Annotated in this window: 17 protein-coding genes; 9 read left to right on the top strand and 8 right to left on the bottom strand. The window is 63.1% G+C overall.

What is annotated here, in order from left to right; all coding sequences use genetic code 11:
* Positions 1–268 precede the first annotated feature (268 nt).
* Positions 269–496, top strand: a complete 228-nt coding sequence (locus FUT88_RS26085; protein ID WP_186829248.1) for a hypothetical protein — start codon at positions 269–271, stop codon at positions 494–496.
* On the top strand, positions 468–2,273 hold the full coding sequence (locus FUT88_RS05745; protein WP_186829247.1) for a S10 family peptidase: 1,806 nt from the start codon (positions 468–470) through the stop codon (positions 2,271–2,273). The genes FUT88_RS26085 and FUT88_RS05745 overlap by 29 nt, the downstream gene beginning before the upstream one ends.
* A gap of 73 nt (positions 2,274–2,346) precedes the next feature.
* On the opposite strand, the gene FUT88_RS05740 is transcribed toward FUT88_RS05745, so the two are convergent.
* Positions 2,347–3,282, bottom strand: a complete 936-nt coding sequence (locus tag FUT88_RS05740; protein ID WP_147214186.1) for a DMT family transporter — start codon at positions 3,280–3,282, stop codon at positions 2,347–2,349.
* Positions 3,283–3,397: 115 nt separating this feature from the next.
* Between FUT88_RS05740 and FUT88_RS05735 the strand changes: the two genes are divergently transcribed.
* Positions 3,398–3,832, top strand: coding sequence for a DUF1841 family protein (locus tag FUT88_RS05735; RefSeq protein WP_009238576.1), 435 nt, complete (start codon positions 3,398–3,400; stop codon positions 3,830–3,832).
* Positions 3,833–3,900: 68 nt separating this feature from the next.
* Here FUT88_RS05735 and FUT88_RS05730 read toward each other — a convergent pair whose 3' ends face one another.
* Both FUT88_RS05730 and FUT88_RS05725 read right to left on the bottom strand, forming a co-directional pair.
* Entirely contained in the window at positions 3,901–4,299 is a 399-nt protein-coding gene (locus FUT88_RS05730) for a c-type cytochrome (protein WP_147214185.1), read from the bottom strand.
* An 11-nt stretch (positions 4,300–4,310) separates the two neighbouring features.
* The gene (locus tag FUT88_RS05725; protein WP_027677805.1) at positions 4,311–4,676 is read right to left on the bottom strand and encodes a c-type cytochrome; all 366 of its coding nucleotides are present in this window, start codon (positions 4,674–4,676) and stop codon (positions 4,311–4,313) included.
* A gap of 310 nt (positions 4,677–4,986) precedes the next feature.
* Here FUT88_RS05725 and FUT88_RS05720 point away from each other — a divergent pair, with 310 nt between their 5' ends.
* From FUT88_RS05720 to FUT88_RS05705, 4 genes are all read left to right on the top strand, one after another.
* Positions 4,987–5,868 (top strand): AAA family ATPase, encoded by an 882-nt coding sequence (locus FUT88_RS05720; protein WP_065857353.1) that lies wholly within the window; start codon positions 4,987–4,989, stop codon positions 5,866–5,868.
* A gap of 12 nt (positions 5,869–5,880) precedes the next feature.
* Positions 5,881–6,489 (top strand): GNAT family N-acetyltransferase, encoded by a 609-nt coding sequence (locus tag FUT88_RS05715; RefSeq protein WP_147214184.1) that lies wholly within the window; start codon positions 5,881–5,883, stop codon positions 6,487–6,489.
* Positions 6,490–6,505: 16 nt separating this feature from the next.
* Positions 6,506–7,681 (top strand): vWA domain-containing protein, encoded by a 1,176-nt coding sequence (locus FUT88_RS05710; RefSeq protein ID WP_116574770.1) that lies wholly within the window; start codon positions 6,506–6,508, stop codon positions 7,679–7,681.
* 150 nt (positions 7,682–7,831) lie between these two features.
* Positions 7,832–8,230, top strand: a complete 399-nt coding sequence (locus tag FUT88_RS05705) for a nuclear transport factor 2 family protein (RefSeq protein WP_147214183.1) — start codon at positions 7,832–7,834, stop codon at positions 8,228–8,230.
* Between the two features lie 63 nt (positions 8,231–8,293).
* On the opposite strand, the gene FUT88_RS05700 is transcribed toward FUT88_RS05705, so the two are convergent.
* The 3 genes from FUT88_RS05700 to FUT88_RS05690 form a co-directional block, all read right to left on the bottom strand.
* Positions 8,294–9,172 (bottom strand): spermidine synthase, encoded by an 879-nt coding sequence (locus tag FUT88_RS05700; RefSeq protein WP_147214182.1) that lies wholly within the window; start codon positions 9,170–9,172, stop codon positions 8,294–8,296.
* A gap of 8 nt (positions 9,173–9,180) precedes the next feature.
* Positions 9,181–9,939: a tetratricopeptide repeat protein gene (locus FUT88_RS05695; protein WP_147214181.1), complete on the bottom strand. Its 759-nt coding sequence runs from the start codon at positions 9,937–9,939 to the stop codon at positions 9,181–9,183.
* A gap of 185 nt (positions 9,940–10,124) precedes the next feature.
* Entirely contained in the window at positions 10,125–10,634 is a 510-nt protein-coding gene (locus FUT88_RS05690; protein WP_147214180.1) for a DUF1993 family protein, read from the bottom strand.
* Positions 10,635–11,069: 435 nt separating this feature from the next.
* On the opposite strand from FUT88_RS05690, the gene FUT88_RS05685 reads away from it, so the two are divergent.
* Together FUT88_RS05685 and FUT88_RS05680 are read left to right on the top strand one after the other, a co-directional pair.
* Positions 11,070–11,798, top strand: a complete 729-nt coding sequence (locus FUT88_RS05685) for a type IV pili methyl-accepting chemotaxis transducer N-terminal domain-containing protein (protein WP_147214179.1) — start codon at positions 11,070–11,072, stop codon at positions 11,796–11,798.
* Positions 11,799–11,823: 25 nt separating this feature from the next.
* Positions 11,824–12,618, top strand: coding sequence for a type IV pili methyl-accepting chemotaxis transducer N-terminal domain-containing protein (locus FUT88_RS05680; RefSeq protein ID WP_147214178.1), 795 nt, complete (start codon positions 11,824–11,826; stop codon positions 12,616–12,618).
* Between the two features lie 7 nt (positions 12,619–12,625).
* Here the strand turns inward: FUT88_RS05680 and FUT88_RS05675 are convergent, their stop codons facing one another.
* A complete protein-coding gene (locus tag FUT88_RS05675) occupies positions 12,626–13,123 on the bottom strand; it encodes a DNA-deoxyinosine glycosylase (RefSeq protein ID WP_147214177.1) in 498 nt (165 codons plus the stop codon).
* A gap of 8 nt (positions 13,124–13,131) precedes the next feature.
* On the bottom strand, positions 13,132–15,054 hold the full coding sequence (gene htpG, locus FUT88_RS05670; protein WP_147214176.1) for a molecular chaperone HtpG: 1,923 nt from the start codon (positions 15,052–15,054) through the stop codon (positions 13,132–13,134).
* Positions 15,055–15,234: the final 180 nt, after the last annotated feature.

The following is a 15,234-nucleotide window of genomic DNA, read 5'->3' as shown; positions in this document are numbered from 1 at the left end:
GTATTTAATCGCACCTATTGCGACGCGCCATCGTATTGGCATGGTCATTTTTACAGCGCATCGCACGCAATGAAAAAGAGCCCTTTACAACGGTTTCCTTACGAACTACTTTTTCGTTCGTCATTGCATTACCCGCAGAGCTGGACGTATCGGATTCGCGCCTGAGTTAAATCAGGCGCGTAGCCGCATTCATCCCAACGCTTTTGCACGGACCGTTGCAGACTTTGCGCAAACGCGCTGCGGGCTTGACTCCAGAGCCGTTCCGTTTTTGAAATCCGATCGGATTTCAGGGGCTTCTTTTACCAAACAAAAACCGATTGCATTCATTTCCGCAGGCAAGGCGGGAAATCAGAATATTCGTTTCGCGTCGCAGAGAAATTACAAAACGCAAATCGAATATGGAGCCCACTTAAAACCACACGTTTTAAGTGATGGCGTTCGTCACCCTGAAAAAGGCCATTATCGCCATGAAAAAATCCAGGTTATCGACCAGTGATTTTGCAGGATTGTCCCGGACCCTCGGTGTATCGTTTGCGGCCGCAGCGCTATCCGCGGTGCTGCTGGCAGGTTGCGGCGGTGGCGATTCATCCGCCGCGGCCAACCCCAGCGGCGTAGCCACCAACGCCGGCAACGCAACCACGCAACCGGTGACGGCCGCCGTGCCGCCCGACCAGCCTTACGTCGACCCGAACGTCTACGGCACCGGGCCCAACGACGCGCTTGCTGCCGATCCGGGCGAAAGCGCGGCCATCACGCACCACACCGTGACGATCGGCGGCAAGAGCATCGCCTACACCGCCACCGCCGGCCACCTGACGACGATCGACCCGGTCACGTCGCAATCGAACGCGACGATGTTCTACGTGGCGTACACGCAGGACAATCCCGATCCCGCAAAGCCGCGTCCGGTGACGTTCTTCTATAACGGCGGCCCGGGCTCGTCGTCGGTGTTCCTGCTGCTGGGCTCGTTCGGGCCGAAGCGGCTGCAGTCGTCGTTCCCGAACTTCACGCCGCCGGCGCCGTACAAACTGCCCGACAACCCGGACAGCCTGCTCGACCGCTCCGATCTCGTGTTCATCAACCCCGTGGGCACCGGTTATTCGGCCGCCATCGCACCGGCCAAGAACAAAGACTTCTGGGGCACAGACCAGGACGCGCGCTCCATCGACCGCTTCATCCAGCGTTACCTGACGAAGAACTCGCGCTGGAATTCGCCCAAGTTCCTGTACGGCGAGTCGTATGGCACGGCGCGCAGTGCGGTGCTGTCGTGGGTGCTGCATGAGGATGGCATCGAGCTGAACGGGATCACGCTGCAATCGTCGATCCTCGACTACGCGAATGCGCTCTCGGCCGTCGGCACCTTCCCGACGCTGGCCGCAGATGCCTTCTACTGGAAGAAGACGACGCTCAACCCGGCACCGACCGACCTCGACAGCTACATGGCCCTGGCACGCAACTACGCCGACAACACGCTCGCACCGCTGGCGCAGGCTCCGAGCGCCGCAGACGGCGGCTTCGTGAACGTGCGCCTGAACCTGAACCTGTCGACGGCGCAGACGATGGGTTCGTACATCGGCACCGATCCGGTCTCGCTGATCCAGACATTCGGCAATCCGGCGGCGCTGGGCAACGTGCCGTCGCAGAACAACAACCCGCCGTACACGTTCTTCCTGACGCTCAACCCGGGCATCCAGATCGGCCAGTATGACGGCCGCGCTAACTACACGGGCCAGGGCATCGCGCCGTTCATCCTGCCGAACTCGGGCAGCAACGATCCGTCGATCTCGAACATCGGCGGCGCGTACACGGTGTTGTGGAACAGCTACCTAAACACCCAGCTCAAGTACACGTCGACCTCGTCGTTCGTGGACCTGAACGACGCCGTGTTCAACAACTGGGACTTCAGCCACATCGACCCGACGGGCGCCAACAAGGGCGGCGGCAACACGCTGTACACCGCCGGCGATCTCGCCTCGACGATGAGCCTGAACCCCGACCTGAAGGTGCTGCAGGCCAGCGGCTATTTCGACGCCGTCACGCCGTTCCACCAGACCGAGTTGACGCTGGCGCAAATGCCGCTCGACCCGACGCTGAAGGCGAAGAACCTGACGATCAAGAATTACCCGTCGGGCCACATGATCTATCTGAACGATGCGTCGCGCACCGCGCTCAAGGGTGACCTGGCTTCGTTCTACGACGGCGTGATGGCCGATCGTCCGGCCCTGATGCGGGTGCAGAGCCTGCAACGCCTGCCGAGCGGGCAGAAGAAGTAATCGGCTCTGGCAGAAAGCAAAACGCCCAGTTCACGCTGGGCGGTCTTTTGTTGGTTGGACTGTGGATTCGGCTTCAGGCCATGTCGTCTGCACCGTGCCCAGCGGGTTTCGCATCTGCACGTGTGAGCCACAGCACGCCCGCCAGAATCAATGCGCCGCCCGTCATCTGCATGGGCGTGATCGACTCGCCGAGCAGCAATGCCGCGAGCAGCACGGTCACCACCGGCTCCAGCGTCGACAGCATCGACGCCTGCGCGGCCCCCAACTTCTGCAAGCCGGCGAAGAACGTCAGGATGGCCACCACCGTCGACAAGCCTGCAATGGCCAGCGCCGCGGCCCAGCCGCTGAACGTGCCGGGCAGATGTGCGGGCGCGCCGAGCAACGCCATCCCCGTATACACGACAGCCGCCGCGGTACAGATGACGGTCGTACACGCCAGTGGATCGAGCCCGCGCGTGACCCGTGCACCGACCGTGATGTAGATCGAGTAAATGACCGCCGAGGCCACACCCAGCCCGATGCCGAGGAGGCTGCCGCCCGACAGGCCCGCACCGCCCACCGTCAGCCCCGCCCCGACCGAGCACAGCACCAGCGCGATGATCGCCGTGGTGGTCAGCCGCTCGCGCAGGAAAATCGCCGCCAGCACCGTCACGAACATCGGATACAGATACAGCAGCAACGCGACCAGGCTGGCCGGCGCGTAGTTCAACGCCGTAAAAAACGCGAACGACTGCCCTGCGTAACCGATGCCGCCCATTGCCGCCAGCCCCGCCACGCGCGACCACGGCGGTATGCCGATGCGGCGGACACGCATCACGACCATCAGCGCCGCGGCTGCGATCACAAAGCGCACGATCAGCAGACCGACCACGTTGGCGCCACTCGCATAGGCGTAATGCGTGAAGATGGCCATCGCGCCGAAGGATGCGGCGGACACGGCGATCAGCAGCACGCCGAGGAGCTTGTCGGCGGCGCGTGCTGCGAGGGGGGAATCGGCGGCTTGTCTCATGAGGGGCGGCGTTTTTGTTGGAATCGACCTCTGCGGGAGCGGGCGCCATTGTAGCGTTGCCGTCTCGTGAAGCTGCCCGGCAGGCATCCAGACGCGCCGGTACAATGCCGGGATCATGTTCAATCCCTCCCGCGACGAAGTCCGTCAATTCTTCTGCGGCGCGTGGCGCAAGCACCGCCAAGCAGAAATCCTCACGCCGCTCGAAGCCATGGCGCTCGACTGGATGCTGCAGCATCCCGAATACCACGACACCCTGGAAGCCGGCGAAGAAGCGCTCGCCCGCGACTACACGCCGGAAAGCGGCCAGAGCAACCCGTTTCTTCACCTGTCGATGCATCTGTCGATCAGCGAGCAGGTGTCGGTGGATCAACCGCGCGGCATTCGCGCCGCTTATGAGGCGCTGGCGCAGCGGCTCGACTCCCCGCATGAAGCCCAGCATCAGGTGATGGAATGCCTGGGCCAGATGCTGTGGACGGCGCAACGCACCGGCCTGCCGCCCGACGGCGACGCCTACATCGAATGCGTGCGCAAGCGCGCCACGGCCCGTTGAATCTGACGCTCTGACGCCAACAAAAAACCGCTCCGAAGAGCGGTTTTTTATTTACCGGCGACGCCGCATTACTTCTTGAGCACCAGGGAGCCCGGCAGTGATTCGATGTACGCGGCAATGTCCTTCAGCTCAGCCTGCGTGAACGGACGCGGCTTGCCGTCGGCACCGATCGTGGCAGGGTTGCTGTTGACCTGGCCCGCCATGATGGCGTTGCTGCGGCCCACCAGCGGGTTGTTGCTGGTCTGATAGGCCAGCAGCGCGTGATAGATGTAGTCGCCGTGCTGGCCGGCGAGCTTCGGATAGTCCGGCGAGATCGGGGCATTCAGGCCAGCACCGTGGCAGGCCGCGCACGCGCCCTTCTCCACCAGCTGCTTGCCCTTTTCAATATCGGCAGCTTGTGCCGGCACGGCTGCTGCCAGCATCAGCGCGCCCAGATTGAACGAGATTGCGAGCGAGATCTTCTTCATATTCTTCCTCGTCACTTCTGGGGATTGTTTTGGGTGGCAGGCGTCTGCGCCGCGTAATAGGCGGCCAGGTTGGCGATGTCCTGGTCGGTCAGCGACCCGGCGATGGCGCGCATCGTCGGGTGCTTGCGGTCACCCTTCTGGTACGCATGCAGCGCGCTTTCGATGTACTTGGCGTTCTGGCCGCCCAGATAGGGCACGCGATACACCTCGGGGAACGACGTCTTGTAGTCAGGGATGGCATGGCAGCCGATGCACATGGCGACCTTGTTTTCGGCGGCGGCAGCGTTGCCCTGAACGTCGGCAGCGGCGGCGCTGTTGGCTGCGGCCAGTGCGCCTAAAGTGCCCAGTGCGGCCACCATGGTGAGGATCTTTTTCATCTCGTTCTTAAGCGTGGAGTTTCAGAATCCTGCTCGCCCTGCCGGCTTGGCTCGTCTCAGCCGGCTGTCTCGCTGGGCGCATTCACCCGCCGTTGGCAACAAGCCAGAAGACGGTCATTTGAGGTGCGTCAAACCGGCGCATTGTACCGCACCGCTTTTTTTCCAGTCCAGTTAGGGCTCCCGTGACTTGACAGCGATGAATGGCACGCGCGCGCCCTCCCGGCCCGCCCCGCTGACACCCGGCGTCAAACACCCAAATGCTCTTATACTGGCCGTTTCCAAATCTTTTACCGCTCAGTAGGCTTGCACGATGAACACCACCACCTCGCCTGCCCCATCCGACCAGCGCACCCGCTTCGAGGGCTCCGACCAGTACGTCGCCACCGATGACCTGAAGCTCGCCGTCAATGCGTCGATGACGCTGCAGCGCCCGCTGCTCATCAAGGGCGAGCCGGGCACGGGCAAGACCATGCTGGCCGAGGAAGTGGCCGCCGCGCTGGGCATGCCGCTGCTGCAGTGGCACGTGAAGTCGACCACCAAGGCCCAGCAGGGCCTGTACGAATACGACGCCGTCTCGCGCCTGCGCGACTCGCAGCTCGGCGATGACAAGGTGCACGACATTCGCAATTACATCGTCAAGGGCGTGCTGTGGCAGGCCTTTGAGGCGGATGAACCTGTCGTGCTGCTGATCGACGAAATCGACAAGGCCGACATCGAGTTCCCGAACGATCTGCTGCGCGAGCTGGATCGCATGGAGTTCTACGTGTACGAAACGCGCGAAACCATCCGCGCGAAGCATCGTCCGCTGGTGATCATCACGTCGAACAACGAGAAGGAATTGCCCGACGCGTTCCTGCGCCGCTGCTTCTTCCACTACATCAAGTTCCCCGATGCGGAGACGATGCAGGCGATCGTCGATGTGCACTACCCGGGTATCAAGCCGGCGCTGGTCAAGGCTGCGCTGGATGCGTTCTACGAGATGCGCAACCTGCCGGGGCTGAAGAAGAAGCCGTCGACGTCCGAGCTGATCGACTGGCTCAAGCTGCTGCTGGCCGAAGACATTCCACCGGAATCGCTGCGCAGCCAGGACAAGAACGCCGCGATTCCGCCGCTGCACGGGGCGCTGCTCAAGAACGAACAGGACGTGCACCTGTTCGAGCGCCTGGTGTTCATGAACCGCGCCAATCGCTGAGCGTGCCCCACCATGCCGCGCCTGATCGAGCCCGTCACGCTGTCCGGCCAGCACGCCTGGCTGGAGCCGCTCGGCCCGGAGCACGAGGACGAAGTGCGCGCCGCGGCCGCTGATGGCGAGCTGTGGAAGCTTTGGTACACGTCCGTCCCGTCGCCCGACAAGACCGGCGAGTGGCTGGCCATTGCGCTGGACATGCGCGAACGGCTCGGCGCGATGCCGTTCGTCGTGCGAGAGATGCGTGATGGACGGCCCGGCAAAGTGGTCGGAGCCACGCGCCTCTTCAACGTCGACGAAGCCAACCGCCGGCTCGAAATCGGCCACACGTGGTACGCCAAATCGGTACAGCGCACGGCCGTCAACACGGAATGCAAGTTGCTGCTGCTCACGCATGCGTTCGAAACCCTGCGCTGCATTGCCGTGGAATTCCGCACGCACTGGATGAATCACCAGAGCCGAGCCGCCATCGCCAGGCTCGGCGCCAAGCAGGACGGCGTGCTGCGCAACCACCAACGCATGCCGGATGGCAGCTTCCGCGACACGGTCGTGTTTTCGATCATTGAATCGGAATGGCTGACCGTGAAACGCCATCTGCAATACAAGCTCGAGCAACCGCGCGCCTGAGCGCCGGAGGACCACCATGCTCATCGATTTCTTCTTCACGCTGCGGCACGCCAAGCTGCCGGTCTCGGTCAAGGAATACCTGACGCTGCTCGAAGGGCTCAAGCAGCAGGTCATCGCGCCGTCGCTCGACGAGTTCTACTTCCTCGCGCGCATGACGCTGGTGAAGGACGAAAAGCACTTCGACAAGTTTGACCAGGCGTTCGGCGCCTACTTCAAGGGCGTGGAAGGCGCGGTCGATTGGCGCGCAGACATTCCGCTGGATTGGCTCACCAAGAAGCTGGAGCGCGAACTGTCTCCCGAGGAGAAGGCCAAGATCGAGGCCATGGGCGGTCTCGACAAGCTGATGGAGCGGCTGAAAGAACTGCTGAATGAGCAGCACGAGCGTCACGAAGGCGGCAACAAGTGGATCGGCACCGGCGGCACGTCGCCGTTCGGGCACGGCGGCTACAACCCGGAAGGCATCCGCATCGGCGGGCCATCGAAGGGCAACCGCACGGCAGTCAAGGTGTGGGAAGCACGCGCGTACAAGGACTACGACGACACCGTCGAACTGGGCACGCGCAACATCAAGGTGGCGCTGCGCCGCCTGCGCAAATTCGCGCGTGATGGTGCCGACATCGAGCTGGACCTCGACGACACCATCCACTCCACCGCCGCCAACGCCGGCATGCTCGACATCAAGATGCGCCCCGAGCGGCACAACAACGTCAAGGTGTTGATGCTGATGGATGTGGGCGGCTCGATGGACGACCACATCAAACGCGTGGAAGAACTTTTCTCCGCCGCCAAGACCGAGTTCAAGCACCTCGAGTATTACTACTTCCACAACTGCGTCTACGAATGGCTGTGGAAGAACAACCGGCGCCGCCACGCAGAACGCTTCTCTACCTGGGATGTCATCCGCAAATACCCGCCCGACTACAAGCTGATCTTCGTGGGTGACGCGACCATGAGCCCGTACGAGATCCTGCAGGCGGGGGGCTCGGTGGAATACAACAACGCCGAAGCCGGCGCCACGTGGCTCAAGCGGTTGATCGAACAGTTCCCGAAATTTGTCTGGCTCAACCCCGAGCCGGAAGGCCTGTGGGAATACCGCCAGTCCATCTCGGTCATCAATCAGATCGTGAAGACGCGGATGTATCCGGTGACGATTGCGGGGTTGGAATCGGCGATGCGGTTGTTGTCGAAGTAACGCGCCTCCCGGCGTTTCTCCAGGCGTGGACACGGCGATTACCTGACGCGTAATCGACACCATCCACGCTGGTGCCGAAGATGAAGCCATCCAGCGCAATCGATCCATCACCGCGCTGGGCAAGCTTCCCACTTCGAACGGAGAAACGCCATGACAGCCACCCAACTCGCCGCCAACGACACGCTCGCCGATACGCTCGTCGACCGTTACATTGCCGCGTGGAACGCGACGGACGCCGCGCAACGCCGCGCCCTCGTCGCGCAAACTTGGACTGAAAGCGCCACGTATGTCGACCCGCTGATGCAGGGCGCCGGCCATGACGGCATCGACGCGCTCATTGCCGGCGTGCAGGCCAAGTTCCCTGGCTTCCGCTTTGCGCGCGACGGCGGCGCGGATGTCGTGCAGGACACGATCCGCTTCCGCTGGACGCTCGGCCCCGAGGGGCAGGCGCTGGTCAAGGGCACCGATTTCGTACGCATCGAAGGCGAGCGCATGCAGACAGTGACCGGCTTCATCGACCAGATGCCCGGCATGGGCGACGCCGCCTGAGCGCCCCCGCACAAAAGCAAACGCCCCGAAAGTCGGGGCGTTTTGCATTGACGGCATGAACGATCAGATGGACAGCGCGTCTTCCTGGCCGGCATTGGCACTGCGCAAACCGTCGGCCCAGCCTTTGGTCGGCAGCTTGAGCGAGGCCTGCAGCGCGGCGGCGCGCGCCTGCACATCTTCCCAACTCACCTGCAGCGGCGGGCCATTGAAGGCAAGCGCGATCACATTGCCGTCGTGCACTTCAGGGAAGACCAGCACGCGATTGTCGAACGCGTCGCAGATGCGTTCGATGTTGCGCGGGAAGCTGGTGTGGTCGCCAAACAGGTTGATCGTCATCACACCCGGCGCGCGCAGCACCTGGCGGCAAGCCTTGTAGAACGCCGGCGTATCGAGCACGGGGCCGCGCGCGGTGGCGTCGTACAGGTCGATCTGCAGTGCATCGACGGTGCCGTGGTGGCTGGCGTCCATCACCCAGTCGTAGGCGTCCTGTTCGAGCACGCTCAACCGCGCGTCGTCAAACGGCAGGCCGAACATGCTGCGCGCTGCGACGATTACCGACGGATTCAACTCCACTGCGGTCACCTTCGCGGGCGCGAGTTGACGATGGCAGAACTTGGTCAGCGCGGCCGCGCCGAGACCGAGCTGCACGATGTGGAAGTCCGCGCCTCGCGCGGCCGGATCGAGAAACAGCAGCCACGCCATCATCTGCTGCGCGTATTCCAGTTCGATGGCGTCGGGCTTGGACAGGCGCATGGCGCCCTGCACCCATTCGGTACCGAAGTGCAGGTAGCGCACGCCGGCCAGTTCAGAAAACGTGACGGGCGCGAAGCGCGGGGCCATGCGCTTCGGTTCGTCATCGTGGCTCTGGCGGTCTTCGCGCTTGGCGCGGGCAGGTCGTCGCGAGGCGACGGCCTCGATGGATTTACGTTTCAACAGCGTCATAAAGCGGATCAACGGGAAGAAGACTGAGCGGCAGCCGCGCGCTGCAGCCACTCGCGATTGTGGTCTTTGGCATAGCGCGTCCAGTGCTTGGCGTCGCGCAGGATTTCTTCAAACAGGGCCTGCGCGAGCTGCTTGTCGGCATCGTTGTTCTGGGCGAGCAGCCATTCGCCGAAGAGGCAACGGGCTGCGGCATCGTTCGCGCAGGTCAGGGCCTGCTCGAACGCCGCACGCGTATTCGGCGCGTTCGTCGCAGCCAATGCCCGTGCGTAAAGCAATGTCGGCTCGGGCTGCTGGCGCGTCACGCGATGCGCTTCGAACAGTGTGTCGAGCGTGCCCTTGGCGAGTGCCGCATCGCCCGTGGCGAACTGCGCGCGGGCCAAGCCCAGCAGCACGGCCGGGTCACCGGCAAACGGGCCCGTGGCCGCCTGCTCGAAGTGCTGGCGAGCTTCCTTTGCATCACCGGCTTCCAGCAGTGCTTCGCCCAGGCGCAGACGATGCTGCACGGTCGGCGCGCGATCGAAATCGTTGCGCGCTTCGCGTACGGCGCGGTTCGGGTCGATCAGCTGCGTGACGGCGCGACTGGCGACACGGGCGCCGCGCGAGTGGCGCATCTCCGGCAGATAGATCGCGAAGAAATACACCACGCTGCCCAGCAACGGAAACGCAAAGAGGATGAACAACCAGTACATGTTCTGGTTGTTGCGTACGACGTGCACCGCAAAGAACAGCGCGACGATGACGTGAAACCCGATTCCGAGAAACGGCATGTGAAGGCCCGATAGTGAAATGCACCGACGCCCCCCGCGTCGGCCACGGGCGCGATTGTGACAGATGCGCCGCGACAAGGGCGGATGCGCCCATAACGTTTGCCCGCCCCGGGGACGACCGATCCACCCATAAACGCCGGCGCCCTCATCAGGCGATCGGCGTTGCCTCTGCGGCCAGGCGGCTCTCAGGGGCGCCCGAGGAAATCCATCTTGCCGATTTCCACGCCGTTATGGCGCAGCAGCGCGTAGGCCGTGGTGACATGGAAATACAGGTTCGGCAGCACAAAACCGCGCAGGTAATCGATGCCCGTGAACTGCAGCTCTCGCGTCGGGCTCTTGAGGGTGATCTGGCGATCTTCGCTGCCGGCAAATGCCGCAGCGTCGATGCTGTTGACGAATTCGAGCGTCTTGGCGATGCGCGCCTTCAGCTCCGGAATGGTCGTCTCCACATCCGGGTACGACGGTACCTCGTTGCCCGATAGACGCGCCGCGCCGCCCTTGGCCTGGTCACAGGCAATCTGCACCTGCCGCGTGAACGGATGCATGTCCGGCGCCAGACGCGCCGTCATCAAGTTAGCCGGGTCGAATTTCTTCGCTTCTGCGTGGGCGGCCGCCTTGTCGAGCAGCGCCGAGAGGTTGCCCAGCATGCGGTTCACGGTCGGGACCAGAAACTCGTACATCGAAGGTGTCGTCATGGAAATGATGTCCTTGGTATCCATCGTTGTGGCCGCCGGCGATCATCTGTCCGGTCTGCCGGCGCCGCGCTTTGTCGCGCAGGGCACAGTGTAGGCCAGCGATCTGGCCGGTGCATGGCGCACGCGCACGCCTCGTCATGAGGCATTTGGCACGAGATTAGTGCGGCTGAACCCTTTACGGCGTGCAGATCAACGGGCACGTCGATATCTCTCCCGTGGCATGGCTATTGCATGGGCAAGGACAAGGCCAACGGCGGCCTTGATCCACCTTGGCACATCGCAATGACACGCTCCGCAGCGGAGCGTTCGGGGCAACGGCGCTCCGAGGCGACATGGCACGACCCGGGCAACCGGTGCGTCGCCATCTCGCTTCGGAGCGCTTTTTTTCTGGCCAGCGCGACTGCGTCAGCGTCAACACCATCAGCAAGGCATGACATGAACGCTTCCACCACCCGGGGTTCCACGGCCGACGTAACCGTCGAGACCATTGGCGAGCTGATCAATCTTTCCGGGCGCCAGCGCATGCTGTCGCAGCGGATCGTGTTGCACATGGTGCTGGCCGCGCAGGGCCACACCACGGCGCTCGACATCGCGAAGTCATGCCTGGCGACATTCGCAGCGGCACACACCGATCTTGTCGAGGGCAATGCGCGGCTGCCCGGCGCATTCTCCGAAGCATTGCGTCAGGTGTACTCCGGCAAATTGCGCGGCGATGCGCGTGTGCGCGAGTTCATCGTGCTGGCCAAGAGCGCCATCGAGACGCTGTCGTCCGGCACGACGCAACGCAACCCGTCGCTGGATGCGCTCGTGGCGCAGGCCACGCCCATGCTGGAGCTGCTGCAGACGATCACGCAGGCCTATCAAGACGAGATGCACGTGTGCGAGGTCGCACAGCGCAAGCGCCAGGCAGACATCGCCGCGCACCTTGGACGCATCTCGATGCAGGCCAACATCGTCGCCATGAACGCGCGCGTCTCGGCAGCGCGGGCGGGGCCATATGGGCGCGAGTTTTCAGTCATCACCACGGTGCTGGCAGACATCATCCAGGAGATGGACCAGTTGATCCGCAACGTCGTCGGCACGAACGACGCGCAGTCCGGTGCGGGCACGCGCCGGCCATCGACGCCCGTATCGCCAACCTTCGGGCACATTTCGCTGCGCTGAGCATGAGATTGAGACGGAGCGCTACTTGAAACCTTACCTGCAATTCATCCGCTTGCTGCTCTGCACCGCCCTGCTGTCGGGGCTGATTGGAAGCGCCTGCGCGCAACCGCTGACGATCAACTCGGCCATCAACAAGGCGGGCCGCCAACGCATGCTGTCGCAACGCATGGCCAAGGCGTATTGCCAGATCGGGCTGGGCGTCGAGGTCGAGCGATCGAAGAGGATTCTCGAACAGTCCGTCGCGCTATTCGATCAACAACTCACGGAGTTGAAGGCGTTCGCGCCCACACCAGAGATCAAGGACACCTACGCCAAGCTTGAGCAGATGTGGATCGTTTACAGGCGATTGCTCACGGGCGGTGAACCGAACATCGACAACGCGAGGAAGATCGCTCAGGCCAGTGAAGACGTGCTGAAATTCGCACAACAGGGCACGGTACTGCTGGAGAAATACTCGGGCACGGCGACGGGCAAGCTGATCAACGTGGCCGGCCGCCAGCGGATGCTGTCGCAGCGCATCGCCAAGCTGAGCATGTTCCGCGCGTGGGACATTACGTCCGCGCAGATGACGCAGGATCTGGACTCAGCCATGAAGGAATTTGCCGCTGCCCAGGCATTTCTCACGTCTGCGCCGCAGAACTCCGGGGCGATCAGCAGTGAGCTGCAATTGGCCAACACGCAATGGCTGTTTTTTGCAGAAGCCCTCAAGCAAACGGAAGGAACGCGCGCCGAGCAGTTGCGCAACGTTGCCACAACCAGCGAGCGCATCCTTCAGGTCATGGATGACGTGACGGGCCTGTACGAGGGGCTCGGCCGGTAGCAGGACGCTACGACAGCCATTCACGCAGCGCCTGCCACGCCGCCAACTTCTGGGCATACGGCACGGCTGCATAGGCCGGACTGCTGGAAGGGAGCTTGAGAATGGTGTGACGGTCGCCGACCTCGCCCAGCGCCTTCATGCCGATGCGCGCAGCGGTACCGCCGTTGAAGGCGATGACTGCCAGTTCCGGCAGTGAGGCAATCAAGCCGGCAAGGTCATTACCGGCATGGTCCCGGATCTTGCTGTCGAGACTGCCCTCGCGCTTGGCTTCGGCCACCACATCCCACAAGCCGATGCGATGTGCCAGCAGCGCCTGCAAGCGCGCGGCGTATTCCATGCCTGGCAAGTCCTCGCCGATCACCTCGCCGGCGAGGCGCCAGAACTGGTTGTGCTTGTAGGCGTAGTACTGCGATTGCGCAAGCGATGCCTCGCCAGGCAGGCTGCCCAGGATCAGCACGCGCGTGCGCGCGTCGACCACAGGGGGGAAGCATCGCTTGAGCGCCACGCTCGTCGTCAGGCCAGCAGGCGGTTCACGCGTTGGACGTAAGCCGCAGGGTCGGTCAGAGCGCCGCCTTCAGCCAGCAGTGCCTGATCGAACAGCACGTGAATGCGATCCTCGAACGCGGCGCGGTCGGCTTCGTTGCCGGTCACGGTTTCCAGCAGCGCGAGCTTGCGCACGAGCGGATGCGTCGGGTTCAGCTCCAGCACCGGCTTGCCGTCAGGAGCCTGTTGGCCGGCCTGCTTCAGCAGACGGGCCAGCGTGCCGCTGATGTCGCCTTCATCGGCCACCAGGCACGACGGCGAATCGGTCAGGCGATGCGTGATCCGCACGTCCTTGGCCTTCTCGCCCAGCACAGCCTTGGCGCGCTCGACCAGCGGCTTGAACTCGCCTTCCACCTTGGCGTGCTCGGCCTTCTCGGCTTCGTCTTCCAAGGCACCCAGGTCGAGATCGCCACGCGCCACCGACACCAGTTCCTTCTCTTCGAAGTCGTGCAGGAACGAGAGCATCCACTCGTCCACGCGGTCGGTCAGCAGCAGGACTTCGACGCCCTTCTTGCGGAAGATTTCCAGATGCGGGCTCGACTTGGCGGCCGTCCAGTTTTCGGCGGTCACGTAGTAGATCTTGTCCTGGCCTTCCTTCATGCGGCCGATGTAATCCGCCAGCGAGACGGTCTGGGCACTGTCTTCGTTGTGCGTGGAAGCGAAGCGCAGCAGCTTCGCAATGCGGTCCTTGTTGGCGTGGTCTTCGCCGATGCCTTCCTTGAGCACCTGGCCAAAGTTCTGCCAGAACGTGGCGTACTTTTCCTTCTCGGCGGCGTCATCCGACTCCACCATCGATTCCAGCATGCCCAGCACGCGCTTGGTCGAGCCCTCGCGGATGGCCTTCACGTCGCGGCTTTCCTGCAGGATTTCGCGCGACACGTTCAGCGGCAGGTCGGCCGAATCGATCACGCCCTTCACGAAGCGCAGGTAGCCCGGCAGCAGTTGCTCGGCGTCGTCCATGATGAAGACACGCTTGACGTACAGCTTCAGGCCGCTGCGGCGCTCGCGGTCCCACAGGTCGAACGGAGCATTGGTCGGGATGTACAGCAGCTGCGTGTATTCGCTGCGGCCTTCCACGCGGTTGTGCGTCCAGGCGAGCGGCTTGCCGTTTTCGTGCGCGATGTGCTGGTAGAACGCGATGTACTGATCGTCGGTCACATCAGTGCGCGGGCGTGCCCACAGCGCGCTGCCCTGGTTGATGGTTTCCCACTCGTCCTGGGCGACCATCGCTTTCTTCTCTTCGTCCCACGCTTCCTTGCGCATCTGGATCGGCAGGGAGATGTGGTCCGAATACTTCTGCACCACTGACTTGATCCGCCAGGTGGAGAGGAAATCGTCCTCGCCCTCGCGCAGGTGCAGCGTGATGGTGGTGCCGCGCTCGGCGCGTTCGATCGTGTCGACGGTGAATTCGCCGTCGCCGGTGCTTTCCCAGCGCACGCCTTCCTCGGCGGCCACGCCGGCACGGCGCGATTCCACCGTCACGCGATCGGCCACGATGAACGCCGAGTAGAAGCCGACGCCAAACTGCCCGATGAGGGCGGCGTCCTTCTGCTGGTCACCCGACAGTTGGCTGAAGAACTCGCGCGTGCCCGACCGGGCGATGGTGCCGAGGTTGCGGATCGCCTCGTCGCGGCTCATGCCGATGCCGTTGTCGGCAATGGTGATGGTGCGCGCGGCAGCATCAAAGCCGATGCGGATGCCAAGCTCGCCGCCGCCTTCCAGCAGCGACGGATTGGCGATGCCCTCGAAGCGCAGCTTGTCCACCGCATCCGACGCATTGGAAACCAGCTCCCGCAGGAAGATTTCCTTGTTGCTGTACAGCGAGTGGATCATCAGATGCAGAAGCTGCTTCACTTCTGCCTGGAAAGCCATCTTCTCGTGCGGTGCGCTCATGGTGTGCATAAAAAGTCTGGAAAGTGGAAAGAGAAGCGGGCTACACCTTGCGCGTGCGCCCGCATGAATTTGTGAGGCTAGATAGGGCGGGAGAGCGGGTTTTCAAGCCCCGCGTAAGGGCAAAAAAGCCAGAATTGGCTGATTGTGCGGTATGCCAGAGCATTGCTGGAATCGACGCTT

Source organism: Ralstonia sp. TCR112 (assembly GCF_007997035.1).
Lineage (GTDB): Bacteria > Pseudomonadota > Gammaproteobacteria > Burkholderiales > Burkholderiaceae > Ralstonia > Ralstonia edaphi.
Note: the sequence above shows the minus strand (reverse complement) of the source record. Positions and strands in the feature narration are given on the sequence as shown.